The 20,328-nt window shown below is 44.8% G+C and carries 12 protein-coding genes; 10 read left to right on the plus strand and 2 right to left on the minus strand.

The annotated features are described in order from the left end of the window. Positions 1-31 precede the first annotated feature (31 nt). The 10 genes from GCHA_RS14585 (at position 32) to GCHA_RS14630 (ending at position 17,641) form a co-directional block, all read left to right on the plus strand. The gene (locus GCHA_RS14585) at positions 32-2,170 is read left to right on the plus strand and encodes a S8 family peptidase (RefSeq protein WP_007989518.1); all 2,139 of its coding nucleotides are present in this window, start codon (positions 32-34) and stop codon (positions 2,168-2,170) included. Between the two features lie 182 nt (positions 2,171-2,352). Then, positions 2,353-6,957 carry a hybrid sensor histidine kinase/response regulator gene (locus tag GCHA_RS14590; RefSeq protein WP_007989519.1) on the plus strand — a complete coding sequence of 1,535 codons (4,605 nt, stop codon included), beginning with the start codon at positions 2,353-2,355 and terminating at the stop codon, positions 6,955-6,957. Next, positions 6,947-8,719: a two-component system response regulator gene (locus GCHA_RS14595; RefSeq protein WP_007989520.1), complete on the plus strand. Its 1,773-nt coding sequence runs from the start codon at positions 6,947-6,949 to the stop codon at positions 8,717-8,719. The genes GCHA_RS14590 and GCHA_RS14595 overlap by 11 nt, the downstream gene beginning before the upstream one ends. Beyond that, the gene (locus GCHA_RS14600; protein WP_007989521.1) at positions 8,716-11,748 is read left to right on the plus strand and encodes a sigma 54-interacting transcriptional regulator; all 3,033 of its coding nucleotides are present in this window, start codon (positions 8,716-8,718) and stop codon (positions 11,746-11,748) included. The genes GCHA_RS14595 and GCHA_RS14600 overlap by 4 nt, the downstream gene beginning before the upstream one ends. Positions 11,749-12,100: 352 nt before the next feature. Next, positions 12,101-13,531, plus strand: a complete 1,431-nt coding sequence (locus GCHA_RS14605) for a hemoblobin-interacting domain-containing protein (RefSeq protein WP_226992000.1) — start codon at positions 12,101-12,103, stop codon at positions 13,529-13,531. 173 nt (positions 13,532-13,704) lie between these two features. After that, on the plus strand, positions 13,705-14,364 hold the full coding sequence (locus tag GCHA_RS14610) for an energy transducer TonB (protein WP_007989523.1): 660 nt from the start codon (positions 13,705-13,707) through the stop codon (positions 14,362-14,364). A gap of 125 nt (positions 14,365-14,489) precedes the next feature. Then, positions 14,490-14,999 (plus strand): RNA polymerase sigma factor, encoded by a 510-nt coding sequence (locus GCHA_RS14615; protein WP_007989524.1) that lies wholly within the window; start codon positions 14,490-14,492, stop codon positions 14,997-14,999. Continuing rightward, positions 14,992-15,603, plus strand: a complete 612-nt coding sequence (locus tag GCHA_RS14620; RefSeq protein ID WP_226991999.1) for a hypothetical protein — start codon at positions 14,992-14,994, stop codon at positions 15,601-15,603. The genes GCHA_RS14615 and GCHA_RS14620 overlap by 8 nt, the downstream gene beginning before the upstream one ends. 178 nt (positions 15,604-15,781) lie before the next feature. After that, complete coding sequence (locus tag GCHA_RS14625; protein WP_007989529.1) at positions 15,782-16,414, plus strand: putative quinol monooxygenase; 633 nt, start codon at positions 15,782-15,784, stop codon at positions 16,412-16,414. 234 nt (positions 16,415-16,648) lie between these two features. Continuing rightward, positions 16,649-17,641: a DUF2167 domain-containing protein gene (locus GCHA_RS14630; protein WP_007989531.1), complete on the plus strand. Its 993-nt coding sequence runs from the start codon at positions 16,649-16,651 to the stop codon at positions 17,639-17,641. Between the two features lie 106 nt (positions 17,642-17,747). On the opposite strand, the gene GCHA_RS14635 is transcribed toward GCHA_RS14630, so the two are convergent. Together GCHA_RS14635 and glpK are read right to left on the minus strand one after the other, a co-directional pair. After that, positions 17,748-18,830 (minus strand): aldose epimerase family protein, encoded by a 1,083-nt coding sequence (locus tag GCHA_RS14635; protein WP_007989533.1) that lies wholly within the window; start codon positions 18,828-18,830, stop codon positions 17,748-17,750. Further along, on the minus strand, positions 18,827-20,320 hold the full coding sequence (gene glpK / locus GCHA_RS14640; protein ID WP_007989534.1) for a glycerol kinase GlpK: 1,494 nt from the start codon (positions 20,318-20,320) through the stop codon (positions 18,827-18,829). The genes GCHA_RS14635 and glpK overlap by 4 nt, the downstream gene beginning before the upstream one ends. Positions 20,321-20,328 lie beyond the last annotated feature (8 nt).

Here is a 20,328-nt window from a genome sequence, read left to right on the forward strand (position 1 = left end):
TCGAGCGACGTTTAATGAAGGGTGATTTTACATGAAACTAAAATTGAATAAGAAAGGCGCAATGCTAGTTGCAGGTGTGATGAGCTTAACCGCTCTGCCTACGCTTGCATCGAGTAATGGATTGCTTGGGCTTAACTTAACTCAGGTGGTGACAACCGCAGATGTCTCTGAGCTGACGACGTCGTTAGGTTTACCTGATGTGCCTGTAGTCGACAGCATATTGAAAATGGATAATGAAATATTAATTCAAGGCGGCGAGATAAAAGTCTTGCGTGAATTGATTGAAAAAGTGGGTGGCTTGGTGACCCATGAACTGCCGTTGGTGGGAGGGATTGGTGTTAGAGTCAGTGATCTACAACTGGCAATTTTGCAGAAACTACCAAGTAGTCTTATTAAAATTACCAAAAATGATGCGGTTTTTACTTCAAGCGCACTTGATCACTGTTCTGTTTACGGAAGCCATGTAGTTGATTTAACAGCAAACAAAATCCGCTGGAATTTATACAACGCAAAGGATATGCACGCGAACGCTGAGGAGATGACCTTCACTTGGCCTGAGCGCTTAGGTAACGTTCGTTCAGTAACATTTAATGGAAGATTGGTATATTGGAGTCTATTTGGTCGCCAAAATGGCGAGTTAACACTGGATGCGAATGCCTTAAAGCGTTATGCCAATTTAGATGCCTACGAAAGTGCTACTGTTGAGGTGTCATTTACCCGTTATGGCGCAGATAACTATAATCAAGGCGACTTCTCAATGGATGTTGAGTTTGCCCAAGGGTGCGATCGAAGCTTAGTAAAAGGATATGACACTCAAGCTAATAGCGAAGATAGTAATAGTTATTACGTAAACAACATAGGTGCTGATGAGCTGCATGACAATGGCATTACAGGTAAAGATGTAACGGTAGCTGTTATTGATAGCGGGCTTTGGGCAGCGCACAGTGCACTGAATAAGAATACTGCCAATCGCTCTCGTATTTCAGCCGCTTATGACGCGCTTGAAGATACTGAGGTGAAAATCAGTAATATGACTGATGAAAACAGTCACGGTACTCATATTACTGGCATTATTGCCAATAGCGATCGTGCTGTTGTTGATGGGCAAATGCGTAGCTATTATCAAGGTGTTGCCCCAGATGCTAACCTCGTTGTAGTAAAAGCCTTTTATGAAGATGGCCATAGCACATACCTAGATGCGTTACGCGCATTGCAGTACATCGCGGATAATCACGAAGCCTTGAATATACGGGTGGTGAACTTATCGTTTGGTGCACCTCCTCGCTCTAACTACTGGGATGACCCAATTAACCAAGCTGTTATGGCGCTATGGGAACAAGATGTTGTAGTGGTTACCTCTGCCGGTAACACTGGCCCAAGTGCAATGACCATTGGCGTGCCCGCTAATGTACCTTACGTTATTAGTGTCGGCGCTATTAGTGATAACTACACTCAAGATAACCCGAACGATGATACCTTACTATCATTCTCTTCTCAGGGGCCTACTCACGAAGCGTTCATCAAACCCGATATGGTTGCGCCTGGTGGGCACATGTTCAGTTTAGCGAATGAAGACATGTATGTACCAAGCAAGTTTCCTCAGTACATGGTAGGGAAAGACCGTTTTATTATGTCAGGCACATCTCAAGCTTCAGGTGTGGTCAGTGGTGTTGTCGCTCTGATGCTGCAGAACGATCCAAGCTTAAGCGCAAATGACGTTAAGTGCCGTTTGATGAGCAGTACCACCATGGCACAGGTTAACGGAAAACTCGCTTATAGCCCATTTCAGCAAGGTTCGGGCAGCGTAAATGCGGTAAAAGCCGTGGAATCAAGTGAATCGGGTTGTGCGAACAATGGTATGGATATCGCCGCAGACCTAAGTGGTGAGCAACATTACATGGGGGCTGCGCGTAAAGACGAGAACGGCAACTACTACATAAAAGGCTTTGAGTTTGCAGTGTGGGAAGAAGCCTTCATGTGGGAAGAGGCCTTCATGTGGGAAGAGGCCTTCATGTGGGAAGAAGCCTTCATGTGGGAAGAAGCCTTCATGTGGGAAGAGGCCTTCATGTGGGAAGAAGCCTTCATGTGGGAAGAAGCCTTCATGTGGGAAGAAGCCTTCATGTGGGAAGAAGCTCATATGAACCAAGAGAACTTCATGCTTCAAGAATAAACATAGAATGAGGAGAGGCCCCTTACCTTGATGAACAAAAGTTCATTAGGTAAGGGGCTTTTTTTTAGCGTGAATGTCGTTACATATTGGTGGAAAAGAGTTTGTAACCCCCGTTGATTGTTGGCATTTTTCAGGGTTTGGGTTAGTCTATTTTTAAAAAAAGAATAAGACGTAATTCGAACATGTTTAAGATAGGGATTTATGGGTTAGTATTTTTTCTCGCATTTAGCCTTAATGCGAATAGTGCTGATAATCCGAATTTCAGCTTCACTCCTGCCGAGTTAAGTCAGCAATTAACACAAAAAACAGTACGTCAGATATATCAAGACTCGACCGGTTATATATGGGTAGTCACCCAAGAAGGGGTGAGTCGCTATGATGGCTATCAACTTCTTAGCTTTGTGCATGATCCACGTAAGACAGATAGCCTTAGTTCAGATAATGTTCGCGCGATACTTGAAGATAATGAACAACGCTTATGGATCGCCACGGATGGAGGCGGATTAAACCTTTTTAACTCAGCAAAACAAACCTTTTCTCATTGGAAAGCCACAAAAGATTCATCGAATACACCTACGTCAAACAGGCAGCAGTCACTTTATCTAGATTCTGAAAATTACATTTGGTTAGGTTATCGAAATGGCAACTTTAGTCGTTTTAATCCAGACGATATGTCGTTTGAGCATTTCGATACTCGTCAACTTCTACCTGGGCTAGAAAAAGATGCGGCAATCACAGCGATCATTGAAGACGGCCAGTGTATTTGGCTAGCGACTGACGGCAATGGTTTACTTAAGCTCGACAAGCAAACCAATACACTCACCCGCCTACATATAGGTTCCAATAAACCTCTATTTAGCGATCGAATTACCCAGCTATTTATCGACGTACAACAACGTTTGTGGCTCACGAGTCACGATGCGGGGATAAGTATGTTAGACCCCCAGCGGTTGAAGTTTACGACTTGGCAGCACAATGAAAATCAGCCTAACAGTATCGCGGCTGATTTAGTTCACACTATTTATCAAGATCAGAAGCAACGTATTTGGTTAGGTACCGAAGCGGGGGCGAGTCTTTGGAACGGACGAAATAAATTCACAACCTACAATACAGAAGATGGCTTGAGCGATAATAAAGTGTTGTCGATTTTGCAAGACCCTTCAGGTCTGATGTGGTTTGGTACCTATAATGGTATTACTAAGAACATTGAAGTACCGTTTGAGCATATCGATAGCGGCCTCGCTAGTAAGGTTGTACTTGGTTTTGCAGAGACAAAATCATCCACTGCAGAACGGGCCATTTGGGTAGCAAGTTATGGTGGTTTAACCCGTCTTAACACCGCTGGGGAAGTGACTACTGTCATTAATAAAAGCAGTGAGCCAGCGCTGCAAGATGCCAGGGTTATGACCGTACGTGGTGATAACAACTTACTTTGGTTCGGCACTCGAGGAAGTGGTTTAGGGCGACTTAATGTGGATACGATGAAAATCGAGATGTTTGTCCACAACGCAGACGATCCCTCGAGCTTAAGCTTTAACGGTGTTACTAGTGTATTCCCTGACAGCGCGGGCAACATATGGGTCGGTACGTTCGGTGGTGGCTTGAATTACTTGCCCGCAGGAAGTACTGAGTTTGTTCACTATCGAGCTGATGAAAACAATCCAAGAAGCTTAAACAGCGATAGAGTGCTCGCTGTGTATCAGTTACTTGATGGAACGATAATTGTCGGGACGGTGGCGGGCATTAATGTGTTAGATCCAGTCACGCTTGATTTCGATCATATAGAACATCAGCCTGATAATTTTGATAGTTTGTCTGCCCCGATGGCATGGGCATTTTATCAAGACCCCAAAGCGCAGTTATGGGTGGGGACCCAAGGTGGTGGACTCAATAAGTGGTCTGCTCAAGATACGGCATCGCTGAACAATCATTTTACCCGTTACGATAGTTTCAGTGGCTTACCCAGTAGCCATATTTACGCAATTTTAGAAGACGACAAAGAACATTTATGGCTTAGCAGCACAGCGGGTTTGACACGTTTGAACCCAGATACAGGACACGTCCGTCATTTTGATACTTCCCAAGGCTTAAAAGACAGCGAGTTTAATTTTGGTGCTGGTTTTAAGGACAGCCAAGGCGTGATGTACTTTGGCGGTAATGCAGGTGTTGTGCGTTTCCACCCTGACGATATTAAAGACAGTGACGTGGTTCCGCCCGTGGCATTGGTACGCATTAAAAAGTTAAATGAGCAGGTGTGGTTTGATGTGTCTTACCAACGTTTGCAAGGCTTAGAGCTTGATTACAAAGATTATTTTATTTCCTTTGAATTTGCAGCACTTGATTTTAATGCTCCAGGTTTAAACCAATATCGTTACAAGCTAGAAGGGCTGGACCCAAACTGGATTGAATTAGAGCATAGGCGTCTGGCGACGTTTACCAATCTACCCGCTGGAGATTATGTACTGAAAGTGCAAGCCAGTAACAATCAAGGTCTATGGAATACCCAAGGTGTTTCGTTGCCCATTAATGTATTACCGCCTCCATGGAAAACCCTATGGGCCTATGCACTTTACAGTCTCATTGTTTTACTGATTATGCTGAATATTATCTGGCGATATCGTCAAAAACGTAAGCGTGAGATGCAACAGCTAATTGAACTCGAAGAAAAGGTAGAAGAGCGTACGAAAGAGCTACGCCATGCCAATACTCAGCTTGAACACGCCATGGAAGAAACAGAAAAAGCCCGCAGGTTAGCCGAACAAGCGAGTAAAGAAAAAAGCGACTTCTTAGCCATTATGAGTCACGAAATCCGCACCCCAATGAACGGGGTGCTGGGCATGACGGAGGTGCTGCTAAGTTCTGATCTGAAGCCGAAACAACAGCATTTTGCGCAATTGGTTTATCGCTCAGGCAGATTACTGCTGGATTTACTTAACAACATTTTGGATTTCTCAAAACTAGAGGCAGGTAAAGCGACATTAGAGTCTGTTCCAGTCGATTTAGAAGCGTTAATCGAGGAGGTGACGGATCTGTTTAGTGAAGCAGCTTATAACAAAGGCCTTAATATTAATGCCATTTTGTCGCCTGAGCCTTTGCCACAAGTATACGCAGATCCCGCTAGGTTACGTCAGATCATCGCTAACTTAACCAGCAACGCGATTAAATTCACTGAGCGCGGGGAAGTGAACGTCAACATAAAGCGCGTCGAATGTCACAATATTGATTCAGGCGGGAATGATACCGATGTTCAACATAGCGGTTTTGTTTTCTGCGTTCAGGATACAGGGATTGGTATGGCGCCAGATCGTCAGCAGAAGGTGTTTGAGATGTTCACTCAGGCAGATGCATCAACCACGCGAAAATACGGTGGCACAGGGCTCGGTTTAGCCATATGTAAGCAATTAACTGCCCTGATGGGAGGTAACTTAGGTTTACAGTCTAATATTGGTGAAGGCAGTCGCTTTAGTCTGGAAGTCGATCTACCCCTGACGGAAAAGCCACTGCAGCAACTCGAATCGATTGTTAATTGCCCGACGGTGCACTTGGTCAACCTAACGGGGGGCTTAGGTCAATCAATCGAGATTATGCTCGGAAAATTAAAGGTAAAAGCAGTACACGTGCAGCGTGTTAAATCTGAATTAGCCAGTGCTAAAAACGGCTTATGGATCAGTCATGCAGAATACGAGCGTACCTTGCTAGATGCAGGGATACCCTTGTCGAACTGGATCTGTTTACTCCCCACTTCACAATGGCAGGAGAATGACACACGTAACATATTGCCATTGCCTGTGCACTTTAGTGGCTTACATAACAGCATAAGTCGCGCGTTGGGCATTGAAAATGAAGAACAAAAGCGCCTAGATGACGACCTTCGAAATCACCAGCGTTTTGAGGCAAACATACTAGTAGCAGAAGATAGTCTTACCAACCAGGAAGTTGCCAAAAGCATGCTAGGGCTCTTAGGATGTGAAGCTTGGCTTGCTGACAATGGTGCTGAAGCGGTTGAGCAAATCAACCTACAGCGGCCTGACTTAGTGTTAATGGACTGTCAAATGCCGGTTATGGATGGCTACGCGGCGACCAGAGCAATCCGTAAAAATTGGCCAGATCTTCCCATAGTGGCGTTGACCGCAGGCATGGGTGACAATTTACGCCAGCAATGTCTGGACGCAGGCATGAATGAAGTCATGTCTAAACCCTTCTCGTTGCAAGAGTTAGAGCAGACATTGCTGCGCTTTTTGCCTGTACCTAACGGGCAGAAATCTAGTGATGTTATTGAGTCACCGGCTGCCTCGGATCAAACTTCATCTGTTCAAAGCAATGGCGACGAGTTTAAGGTGAATCAGCAAGAGCAAAGTCATGAGCAAACATCGGGACTTGATGTCGCGCCACTGCAAGCTTCAAATGAGCTAGAGACCGATGAGCAAGACAGTCTATTGGATATGTCAACAGTCGAAACCTTGCGCAAGATTTCTCAAGATACAGGCAACCCGGTGTTTGAGCGCGTACTCGATGCATTCAAGCAAGAAGCTGAAAAACTCGTTTCTCAGTTGGTTGAGCAAGTACAGCAAGAGCCGCTTGATTTCTTAACGATTGGCGAAACAGCGCATGCGCTTAAGTCGATGTCTGGGAACTCTGGAGCAAAAGCCTTATACGAATTGTGTAGGGAGCTAGAGGAAAAAATGAAGAATACTCAGAGTGATAATATTCATTCTTTAGTTCAGCGTATTCAGTTGGCGTTTACGACTTGCAGCGAGAAATTGGAGACATTCAGACATGTCGGATGACATAAAAGTTAAAATTCTCGTTTGTGATGACGATTTGACGGCGCGTATTTTAATGAAAGAAACGCTAGCCAGCGACAGTATTGAGGTCATCGAAGCTGAAAATGGGCAGCGGGCAATAGAGCAGTTTGAAAAGCATTCACCAGCGCTACTTTTGCTCGATGTGTCGATGCCCAAGATGAATGGCTTTGAGGTATGTGAACATATTCGTGGTCATGAGAAAGGTAAACATATTCCGGTCATAATGGTAACGGGTTCAGACGATCTGGAATCCATTCATAAATCCTATGCAGTAGGCGCAACAGACTTTATCGCTAAACCCATTAAATGGCCTATTTTAGGCGAGCGAGTTAAGTATATTTTGCGTGCCAGTCAGGCGTTCGCCGATTTAGTCACTCAGCAACAAGAGCTTCATCAATTGGCATTTTATGACTCGTTAACTGGGTTGCCTAATCGCCAATATTTGATGCAGGATCTACAGCGGTTTTTAGCCATGGCCGAGCGCAACAACTATCAAGCGGCGATGCTGTTTATCGACCTTGATCGTTTTAAACGCATCAACGACACCATGGGGCATAGTTACGGCGATAAACTGTTACGCAAGGTGGCACATCGTTTACAGGCTAATTTACGTGACAGCGACACCTTTGCCCGTGTAGGTTCAGAACAATCTAGCCAAGAGCCGCAATTGTCGAGTTTTGGCGGGGACGAATTTACCATATTTTTAAGCCGCCTGAACGATCCTAACGAAGCCATGCTGGTGGCAGAGCGCGTAATACGTAGCTTTAGTACCCCATTTCAACTAGAGCAGTTTGAAGTTGTGGTAACCCCAAGTATTGGGATTTCAATGTTCCCCAATGATGGGGACAACGCCGAAACCTTGCTCAAAAATGCCGATACTGCCATGTACTTTGCTAAACAGTCTGGGCGTTGTTGTTATAAGTTTTATCAAGACTCGATGAATGCTAAAGCAGCAGCACGTTTGCAGTTAGAGCAAGATTTGCGCAGAGCGCTAAAGAGCGACGAGATTGTACCCTTTTATCAACCACAGATTTGTGCCCAGTCAGGGCGCATAGTAGGCGTTGAAGCATTAGTGCGTTGGCTTCCTGCCAAAGGAGGGATTATCCCACCGGATGAATTTATTCCTATCGCAGAAGAAACGGGTCTGATAAATGAGTTAGGCCGTTTGGTGTTAGAGCGGGGATGTTATCAAGCGAAGCAATGGTTTGATGAAGGAAACCCTGTACGTATGGCAATTAATGTTTCGGCTCATCAGTTTAGGCAATTAGATTTTACCCAAGTCGTAGCAGACGTATTGCAACAATGTGGACTGGCGCCTGAATTACTAGAGCTAGAGCTGACAGAGTCGGTGATCATGAGTGATGCAGAAGAAAATATAGCGCGCCTGATTGAATTAAAAGCGTTAGGGGTTTCTCTCGCCGTAGATGATTTTGGTACAGGATACTCTTCGTTAAGTTACTTGAAACGTTTTCCTATCGACATACTTAAAATTGACCGCTCCTTTATGTGTGATGTCAATTCTGCTCCTGATGACTTAGCGATAGTCGAGGCGATACTCGCGTTGGCAGAAAGTTTGAAGCTTGGGGTGATTGCTGAGGGGATTGAGTATGGAAGTCAGATTGCCATTTTGAAAAATACCAACCAATTACTATTGCAAGGTTACTTATTTTCACGCCCCGTTGCAGCGGAATATATTTCGCCGTTGCTTAACCAAGACTTTAACCATTTGATGCCAGCATTATGATGCAAAGCTCTCCTGTTTTCCCCGCCCTCGTTGAGGATATTGAGTGTATTAGGTTGTATGTTGAAAAGCTCAATACCCCGCTTGTGACTGAGTTACAGCAATACGTTGCCGCGACTGAATTTCAATTCGATATTGTGCTATTGAGCTCGGCACTAGCGGACAATGATAAAGCGGTGCAAAGTTCAGGTGGCGCGCTTTTAGTCGCATGCGACTCGCAAGAAGATGCGCTAAACCTGACAGAAGAATACGCTTTGTTAGAACAACCTGTGCATTGGCTGATCGAAAATACGTTTCACTTACAAAATAATCAGCTAATCCCTGGGCATCACTTCGTTGATTGGCGTGCCGCTGGTGTGTTAACTATGATGCTAAGCCAATTGAAGCAGCAAGCTAATATCCACCAAGACAAGGTGTACGTTGAGCATAAGTTAGCGTTGTTATCGGATTGCTTGGGGAATTTGTCGCTGACGTTAAGCGCTGACGGCACGATTAAGCACATTAACCAAGAGCTAATGTTGAAAATGGGTACTAAGGGTCTTTCAGCTAATGGACAAAGCTGGCAAACCAGTTTACCTATACCTTCGAGTACGGCGAAGGCGCGAATGCAGCAAATTTTAGCGGACTTAAGTCATACTCACTCCATGACTAGGCTTCCCCCTTTTCCTATTCAGCTAGATAAAACCGTATTGATGGTCGATGGAGTCGCAGGGCCGCTTCCTAATGATGAAAGTTTGCTCATTTTGCGCCAAGTTGCTCAGTGGCAGAGTCACGAATGGGTTGAACAATTAAGTGAGCAAAGCACACCCGTTACCTTGTTGCTGGTTAATCCGGATGACTTTGCCGAATTAAACCGAGTACATGGGCGAGAAGTCGGCGACCAAGTGCTTGAAGAGATAATGCAATGCATGTCCCAGGTACTTCGAACAGATGATTTTGCCAGTCGTTATAGCGGAGCGGTTTTTGCTGCTCATTTACCCGAAACTAATGAACAGCAAGGCCAGATTCTCGCGTCACGCATGTTACAGAAGCTGCGAAGTCAGGCTTTTTCAAAAAAGAAACTGAATCTTGCTTTTAGTTTTGGACTTGCAACATTGGACTCTGAAGAGCTTTTGGGCGAACAATCACCACTGGAATTATTCAGGCGAGCCAATGCCGCTCTTCAAGCTGCCCGTAGCATTGGAGGCGGGAAGCTAGTCAGTTGGCAGCCTCAGTTTGATGCTAATATCTTGGCCAATCTTGACCGTATGAGCGGTAAGTTTTCGCAAGCGCCCAGTGACGATTTCAGGTTAATGAATCTCCAGTGGGATATTATCCGTCTCATCGGCAACACACATTCTTTGCAAACATTTTCGTCGCAAGTATGCCAGTTGTTAGCAACAGGGCTACAGAGTAAATTTAGCGGCTTGTATATGCAGCAAGGTGCGCACTTTAATTGTTTGTCATCTCGCTTAACCAGCGCAGATATTGATGAAGATACCATTCATCAGTGGGCCAAAACGCATATTAAACTGGCCCCTAACGGGAGTAAGTTAGTGCAGCCAACGGCTGCGCTTAGTTCTTTTCATTATGTGGTCATTCCTTTAGTCACGCGCAGTCGTTGTGTTGGTTTTCTTTTGGTATGTTGGGAAACATCTGCTCAAGAAAGTGCCAGAAAGTGCGCTGAACAACTTGAACAAGTGACCCCAAACTTAGCGGCGGCAATCGATCGCATTATGTTGCTGGAGCAAGATGAAAATAGACGTGTCGGCGTTGATAAAGAACAATCAGGTGAACATGAATTGCTGTTTGAATCACCCGCTATGCGTACGTTAATGCAACAAGTACAGCTAGTGGCTCCAACGGATGCATCTGTGCTGATCATAGGTGAGTCAGGAACAGGTAAAGAAGTGATTGCTCAGCAGCTTCACAATCACAGCTTACATCCAGATAAACCATTCATTACGGTTGATTGCTCAACGATTGTCGAGCACTTGATTGAAAGCGAGTTGTTTGGGCACAGGCGCGGCGCATTCACTGGAGCAACCAGTGACCAACCGGGTAAAATTGCGCAAGCGGACGGCGGTACTTTGTTTTTAGATGAAGTAGGCGAGTTACCACTGGATATTCAATCAAAGTTACTGCGTTTTGTGCAAGAAAAAACCTTCGTTGCTGTGGGTGACCAACGGGTGCGAAAAGTGGATGTACGCTTGGTTTTGGCGACTAACAGAAACTTACCAGATGAAGTAGCACAAGGGCGTTTTCGGGCTGATTTATACTATCGAATCAATGTATTTACTTTAAATCTGCCTGCGTTGAATGAGCGGGGAGACGACCCTCTATTGCTCGCTCGGCATTTTGTTCAAAAATTTGCTTGCCAATATAATAAAGATATTACCGATTTTTCCAACGCGTCTCTGGATAAGCTAGGGGATTATCATTGGCCCGGAAACGTGCGCGAATTACGCAACTGTATGATGCGCGCGGTGATCCTGTGTTCAGGGGCATATATAGAGCCCGAACACCTTATTTTACAAGAACAATCAGATGATAATGTGGTGCCGATTAAACCTAATGTAGCATCAATAGCATCGACTAACACCAATGACGTAAGCGAACCTCAAAGCGAGGAGTTGGTGCAGATTGCTGAGCTGCTAGCGGAGGTCGTTGCACTGGCAAAGCAACAAACCAAGGTCTTATCCGTGAGTAATTGGTTAGAAAAGCAATGGTTAAATCAATGTGTTTTAAAATGGGGGAGCTTATATCAAGTTGCTCAGCAGCTAGGTCAATCCGAATCCACCATTCGCAGACGTTACGCTAAGCTCAACAAACAAGATTTCAGTCATGATGAATTATTTCCATTGACTGAGCGTTGCAATCATTTGCTTGTAAGTATGCTTGATACCGAGACGCATAGCGTCCTATGGCCAAGCATCGAGGCAACATTGCATCAAATTGTTATTCAACAAGACGTAAGTCAGCAGCACAAAGCTAAGTTGCTAGACGTGACGCAGCCTACTTTACGCAAAATTATCCAGCAATCTCAAGGGTGACCAAGTCATCCTTGGGTTTATACCTCGCACCCACACCATAAACCTTCTTTCAATTGTGTATATCGAAACATCATGCAGATTGTTTTTAAAATCAGGCGTGATACTTGCAGTTCATTGATTAAGAACGACAGACTAGTGATCTAGAGCGCTTGGTAAGATAACGAGGATTCATTCAATAAACAGTCTTCATTCTTGGCCGTATAAGGGCCTGCTTGGCATATCTGCAACTTTATCAATGTTTACTCGGTAACAAATTATCTGCTCTAGCGCTTGTTAATTAGGCTTCAATGGTTCGTCAGGTGTATGCCTTTGACGACATACTCACGAGGGAGTGAATCAAATGTGGAGCCACATGGCAATACAAGGTATCCGAATGGAAAAAATCATGCGCTTCCTGTCGATCATGTGGGTGAGCGTCACACTCATGTCGGTCGATAGTCTACACGCGGCACAATACGACGGGTTTGCGCTAGATGGCAATATTGACGACGGTATGAATGTACCGGCCTACAAGTTGCTCAAGATCAGCGGGGTAGGTGATAAAGGCGAAAAAATCGATGTTAAACTGCTCAAAGACGGCGCGACGGTCACCATGGCCAGAGCAACGATAAATGACACAGGGAACTGGCAGGTATCGTTGCGAGAACAGCCTCCGGGCGGCCCATATCAATTAATTATCAGCGATGGTAAACATAGTAAGTTCGTTAATGACCTGTATGTGGGCAAGCGCGATCTTCAGGCACGTAACCCAATGGGCCAGATTATTCTCTCTACGCGCTTGAAAGATAACATGCACTTACAACCACATGAGGCAATACACGTCAGTGGGTTGGCAGAACCTGGGCGAAAAATTGATATAAAGCTAAAAAGAGAAGATGAGACCTTGACCATGGCCAGAGTGCGGGTGGACGGGACAGGGCGTTGGCAAGTTACCATGGCAGGACAAAAAGCGGGTGGCCCGTTCTCGCTCAGTGTTACCGATAGCACACACTACAAAACCGTCAATGGGATCATCATAGGCCATGCAGACGTGAAACCAGCGCCAGAGGTCAAGCAGACACTGGCATCAAATACCGTAAAAGAGCAATCTGCAGACAAAGTTGAGCCTGAATTCAACGAAGCTCAGGAAGAGCAAAAACCGAAGCAGACAAAACCTGCAGCACCCGAGGTCAAGCAGACATTGACATCAAATACGGTAAAAGAGCAATCTGCAGATAAAGTTGAGCCTGAGTTCAACGATGCTCAGAAAGCGCAAAAACCGAAGCAGACAAAACCTGCAGCACCTGAGCCACCCCCAGTAAAAAAAGCAGTCACCGAGCCTGAAAAAGACTTAGCACTAGCGAAAGTTGAAAATAAAGCAGTACCGATAAAAAGTGAGTTTTTCGAGCCAAAATTCGATGATTTAGCATGGCCATTAGTCAACTTAAATTCGCTGGAAAGCGTGCCAAACAATACACCTTTGGTTGCTCGTAAGCATGTGCACTTTGCGATTGAGCCAGAAGAGGTTAGCTTGAGTGTGGGCCAAGCGAATCAAATTCAGAAAATCTACATAAATGGCCAAGCTTTAGATAGCGATGAATGGCAAAGTAATCCATTAAAGATCAAAGTGCCCAGTGACTTGTTCCGTTCTGGAGATAACGTGATTGCCTTGGTCTCTCTGCAAGAGTGGGACAATACACGTTTTATTGGTAAATCGGGTCGCTTTAATTTAAGCATTGACCAATTTAATCTTGAGCTATCGAATAATTGGAGTGTCTTTCACGCTGGCGTTGAGAGTTTATGATGTAGATTTGATACCAATTCCTATAAATAATTAACCACTTAGCGAAAATTTAATGGAATTGGTATGAGCCTTATCTTTGTCTCTTTTAAGTACGATATTTTCTTGAATTTAAAATAATTTAACCCCTTTTCAGTGGCTCGCGCGTTACTTCTTTAAATCACAGGAGAATAACGATGCAAACACCCATTGATTTAGCCTCAACGCCCGCTTTGTATTTTAATGGTCAAGCGATAGTCCGCACTACAGGAACTATACTTTTGGCCGCCTCAGTAACGTTCGGCTTGTTTGTCGCCATGCAAAAACTGATCGAGAACAACCAAAGTTCAACATCGCCAGAACCTGCATTACCAACGATTACCTTGTTCCAAAATATGGATGATAGCAAAGTGGTGGAGAAGCCAAAGCCCTTGCCTAAGCCCAAGCCTGTACCGATCCCTAAGGAGCAAGTTAAGCCGCAAGAAGAGGCACCAGACAAATCGGTTTTGCTCTCAAAGTATGTCCCCGATATCACCATTGCTAGTCCGTCAGACCCAGTTGGTACCCAAATTACCTTGAATGAAGGAGAGGCGAGACCTGTGGTACGAATTGAACCCAAATACCCAGCACAAGCAGCGAGGGATGGGGTTGAGGGCTGGGTTAAGTTGAGGTTCTCTATTGGTACAAGAGGCCAAGTTTTGAATATTGATGTACTTGAAGCACAGCCCAAGCGCACATTTGACCGTGAAGCTAAGCGGGCTTTGGGTAAATGGAAATACAAGCCACAAGTTGTAGGCGGTAAACCTCAGCAGCAAGATGGCATAACTGTCGTTCTAGATTTCAAGCTATCTCAATAGATTAGGGTCTGGCATAGTGGGCTCACATCGTTGGCATGGAAAGTAAACCTCAAAAGGGGAAGCGATTGACGATAAACATGATGGTAAAATCTTGGTTTACTCTATCAAGCACTAACGAAAGCTTGATGACGCGCTATTCGCATTCTGGTGATCAGGCGCTATTAGTAAAATTATATGATGCATGTGGTGACGATTTGTACCATTTTTTATTGACCTTATCTGATAGCTCATTGGCGAAAGATATTTGCCAGAAGACTTGGCTTAAAGTAATGGAAAAAAGGCATATGTACCAAGATTCAGGGCTGTTTAAAGCATGGTTATTTACACTTGCGCGCAATCTTTTGATGGATGAATATCGTGCTGTTCAGCGTCTATCGTTAATAGTTAATGTACATGAACTCTCAGGAGAGGCGCTTGACATGAGTGGTTCAATCTTAGGAGTTTTTGACAAGGCTTTGATGTCTTTGCCTTTTGTGCAGCGCGAAGCTTTTTGCTTGCAACAGGAAGGGTTTAGTTTAAAAGAGATAGCGCAGATCACGCACTGTGAACACGAAACAATCAAAAGCCGTCTACGTTATGCTAAAGCGACGTTGCAAGTGTTACTGAAGGATATTGCTGGAGATGTATATGTCTGAGCGCAATAATTGGGAGAACGACCGGAAAAACGATCAAGCGACAGAGTCACTTACTCGTTTGTATCAGCAGCGTAAAGCCCAGTTGAAAGCACCACCGGGTATCAAGCGCACAATGTTACGTTCACATGACTCACACAATTCCGCGAATCAACTCGGTCGACGCATGGGGCACATTGCGCTTGCTGCTAGCACTTTCTTATTAATACTTATCACATTTTGGCATCATAGTGCATGGAAAGGGGCTTCTGAAGAGTTTGCTCAAGCGAGTTATACGCAAGTGACACTGCACTCGTTAGCCAATAAAAAACAATCGGATGTCATTACAGAACGATTTGCTCAGCACTATGCTGATTATTTGGCGCAGCGGGAGGTCTTGGTTATGCATCATCAAAAACACGCTGTACTCGCCACATCGAATAACGGCTGGCAGCTTAAAACTTGCGACGCACAGATTGTCAAAGTGTCACAAGATTTAATTGATGCACTGCGCAGTATTCATCAAATAGAGGGGCATTTTAGCCGAGGGGATTTAGTTGCCGTGAAGTTTGACAAAAATGGCATCATTTTGGGGATAGAGCACAGCGAGCAATATCAGCATTGCTAATTTATATATTCGCTTTATCAACTTTTCATTGAAAGTCTTTATCTGTCTAGCTAGTTTTTGAATGTAAGCACAGCAGATACCATTTCATCACTGACGGTAACAAGCCGGTGTAAGCAATAAAAAGCACTGGTGGTGGTACTAAAGCCAACGAACATGATGAAATTCAATGGATAACGCAATGCTAACTCTTATCGTAAAATTTTTAGTCAAACCGGAGCAATTAGTGGCCTTTAAACAGGCGCTTAATACCAACAGGTTAGGTTCACAAAATGAGCCTGGTATGCGTGAAATGCGCTTTTTTCAGGGCAAAGATTCACCGAACACTATTTTTGCTTATGAGCGCTGGGAAAATGCCCAAGCCCATCAAGAGCATGTTAATCAGCCGTATACGCAGACCTTATTGCAACTGGCCGAGAGCGCATTGTTATCTCCCATAGAAATGATGACATTGAATGATACTGATCCAGCGCCTTTGCATGAAAATAACCCCAAGCGAGTGCAAGCCGAAGATGATGTATTTAGCCTCTTTTTTATATTCAAAATAAAAGAAGCGTACAAAGAACAGCTATTGCAACAATTTACCTCCCACGTGGCCCAAACGCGTAGCGAAGAGCCAGGGAACATCGTATTTGACTTGTATACCATAGACGGGCAAGACGACACGCTGGTGATTTATGAGCATTGGCGTAAAGAGTCTGACCTGTGGGATATCCATTTCAAACAGCCCTATGTGATTGAAACAAACAAGCTGTTAGAGCAGGCTATTGTTGGTGACATGAAACAATATATGAATTTCGTCAACGAGTTTTAAGTCAACTGATATAGACGTAAATCTCTGACAAATTTGCAAAATTGTGTGTGACTTCCTATTGGCCATAATTGAGTTTAACGACTCTTTATGGTCTTTTTTTTTGCCAGTTACCTCTATGCCCTTATTGGACTACAGGACTGACCTCTGATATAAATCTGTTACGGGGAAGTGAGTTAGGTGTCTGCACTGGGTGGACTGCGGCTCATTCAACACCGAAAAATGAATAGGGATATTATGCTACCACTCACACGAATTTTCTGTGTTTTTTTCATTTTGGGCGCGGTGAATGCTCATGGGCAAGACACGACGCCAAGCCAAGAGGCAAGCCAAGACAGCAGTCAGGCACAAGCATCAATCGAACAAACTCAACAAGAAAAAGAACAGCAGGAATATATGCTGTGGGCCAATGCCTTGTGGGAATCAATGACACCGCAAACCGGCAATATTGCATTACCTGGGAATGTCGCAGAATTAAACGTACCTGACGATTTTTATTATTTGAATTCGCAAGATTCGCGCAAAGTGCTGGAAGACATTTGGGGCAACCCACCAGGCAGTGCAGATGGTATGTTGGGGATGCTATTTCCCGCAGGAGCGACACCATTTGAAGGTGATTCATGGGGCGTTACCATTGAGTATCAACAAGATGGCTACGTCACAGATGAAGACGCTGATGAGATAAATTATGATGACTTATTGGCACAGATGCAGGAAGACACGCAGCTAAGCAGTGAAGAGCGCGTAACCCAAGGGTATGAGGCGATTTCACTTATCGGTTGGGCAGCTAAGCCGTATTACGATGAAGCCTCAAATAAATTGCACTGGGCAAAAGAGCTAAAATTCGGTGACGCCCCAGTTAATACGCTGAACTACAATATCCGCGTTCTAGGTCGTAAAGGGGTGTTAGTGCTGAACTTTATTGCAGGTATGGACCAACTCCCGCTGATTAATCAAAACCTAGACACGGTTTTGACCATGGCTGATTTTAAAGAAGGGTCTAAATACGCTGACTTTAATCCTGAGATTGATGATGTAGCGGCTTATGGCATTGGCGCGTTGGTCGCGGGTAAAGTGCTGGCAAAAACGGGATTAATAGCAGCGGCCTTAGTGTTTTTAAAGAAGTTTGGTGTGATCATTGTGCTTGCGCTGGGTGCATTTGCACGCAAGCTTTATAAAGGACGAAAAAGCAAAGCTAAAGAAAGCAAAGCCGAAGAAAGCACAGAATAGGCGCTGCTTTAAATTAAAAACGCTGCCCAAAGGCAGCGTTTTTATGTATCACTGGCTTTTCGCGCTCATTTTATTTCGTTTAGAATATCTCGTTAAGAATATCGCGTTAACAAAAGGACACGCGATATTCAGTGACAGAGAAGTGCGCTTCATCGGCTTTAAGCGTTGCACTTGGAAAACTAGGCTGGTTTGGTGAATCAGGGTAAAATTGGGTTTCAAAACAATATGCATGTTTTCCTTGGTACTCAGTTGCGCCTTTACCTATTGGCTCAGGCCCCACGTAATTTGCAGTGTACAATTGCATGCCTGGCATAGTGGTCAATACACTGAGCGTTCTACCACTGGCGGTATCTACCGCTTTAGCGACCAATTCTGGCGATTCCATATCGCTCTGATAAGCATCTAAGCACCAGTTGTGGTCAAAGCCATTACCCAATTTAATTTGCTCATGGCTAGATTGCAGCGGCCCGTTAAGCGTCGTGAGTTCACGTAAGTCAAAGGGTGAGCCTGCTACATCAACTCGCTCTCCTAACGGAATTGCATTTTCATCCGTTGGCGTATAGCGGCTGGCTAAAATTTGCACCTTGTGACTTTCCACGGAGCCACTGTCGTGGCCGGCCAGGTTAAAGTAGCTGTGTTGGGTAGGATTAAAAACCGTATCTTGGGTGGTGTGTGCTTGGTAGCTAATTCTTAATCCTGATGGCGCTAATGTATAGGTAACATTGACAGTTAACTGCCCCGGGAAGCCTTGATCACCGTCTTCGCTTACCAAGGTTAACTTCAAAGAGGGTTGCGTGACGTCGTCAAGCTCTTGTACTTGCCACACTCGGCGATTAAAGCCGTCTGCGCCACCATGTAAGCAGTTTCCTGCCTGATTTACATCAACTTGGTAAATCACATCATTCAGAGCAAACTGCCCTTTTGCGATACGGTTAGCATAACGCCCAACAACCGCGCCCAAATAGGCTTGGTCAGCGATATAATCTTCAAGCGTGTCAAAGCCAAGTACGATATCCACTTTCGTTTGGTTGTCGCTGTTATCTGAACTATTAGTAGCGGGTACTAACCAGCGACGAATAATACCACCCATGTCCAGAATATCGACTTGCATGCCATGCTCATTGCTTAGCGAGTATTCTGTGACTTTTTGTCCATTGACTAGGGTGCCAAACAAACGTTTAGTGATCATTTTGAATACCCTAACGTGCTTTGTACTGCATTTTCCCAGCCTGAAATAAGCTTTCTGCGTTGCGATGACGCCATGCTCGCTTCAAAACTGCTTTCTACCTCGTTCATACTCGCCAACTGCTCGCATGATTGATAGATACCCGCTTTAAGCCCTGCAAGGTATGCAGCGCCTAGGGCGGTAGTTTCCATTATTTTGGGGCGCTCTACGGTGACATCGAGAATGCCTGCTAGGAACTGACATAACCAGTTATTGCCCACCATACCGCCATCTACGCGAATTTTATCCAAGGATACGCCGTCTTCGGCCATAGCGTGAAGTAAGTCAGATGTTTGATAGCACACTGATTCAAGCGCTGCCCGAACGAAATGAGCATTGGTAGTGCCACGAGTTAGGCCGAACACAGCGCCACGTGCGTCTGGTGCCCAATGAGGTGCACCTAATCCTGCAAAGGCAGGCACCATATATACGCCGTGCTCATCATCCAAAGATTTGGCTAAATCTTCGGTTTCTGAAGCACTTCTTATTACACCTATTCCATCGCGTAACCACTGAATGGCTGCACCTGCAATAAAGATTGAGCCTTCTAGCGCATAGTGAGTCTCACCTTTAATGGTGTAGGCTACTGTAGTCAACAACTTGTTTTTTGAATTAAAAGCTTTAGTACCTGTGTTGAGCATAACAAAGCAGCCAGTACCATAGGTGCTTTTGATTGCGCCTTCATTGAAACAGCATTGGCCTATACTGGCGGCTTGTTGATCGCCTGCCACACCCAATATTGGTAAGGAAAAACCAAACAAGTCTTCCGTTGTGTGACCAAAATCATCGGCACACTCCTTAACCTCAGGTAGCACAGATTTAGGCACATTAAACACTTCTAATAGCTTAGGATCCCACGCCATATCATGGATATTGAACAAATTGGTCCTACTTGCATTGGTCACGTCTGTGGCATGCATTTGCCCGTCAGTTAAACGCCAAATAAGGAAGGAATCTATGGTACCAAATGCCAGATCGCCAGCTTCGGCCTTCTCACGTGCCCCGTCAACATTATCTAGGATCCAAGCGACTTTTGAGGCAGAAAAATAAGGGTCGAGTAATAACCCTGTGCGGGAATTCACCACGTCGAACAAACCTTTATCTTGCATATCTCGACAAGTTTGCGCTGTGCGTCTGTCTTGCCAAACAATGGCATTATAAATAGCTTGCCCTGTGTTTCTGTCCCAAACAACGGTGGTTTCACGTTGGTTCGTTACCCCAATGGCAGCAATACGCGCGCCTTTTGCAATCGCTTCTGATATCGCTTGGCGGCAAACAACCACAGTAGAAGACCAGATATCCTCAGGGTCGTGCTCTACCCAACCATCGTTCGGGTAATGTTGAGCGAACTCTTGTTGAGCTACTGCAATAATGCTCGAATCAGGCGCAAAAATGATGGCTCGCGTTGAAGTGGTACCTTGGTCAATAGCTAATATACAATCTTTGATCCGCATCGCAATTT

Source organism: Paraglaciecola chathamensis S18K6, assembly GCA_000314955.1.
GTDB lineage: Bacteria > Pseudomonadota > Gammaproteobacteria > Enterobacterales > Alteromonadaceae > Paraglaciecola > Paraglaciecola chathamensis.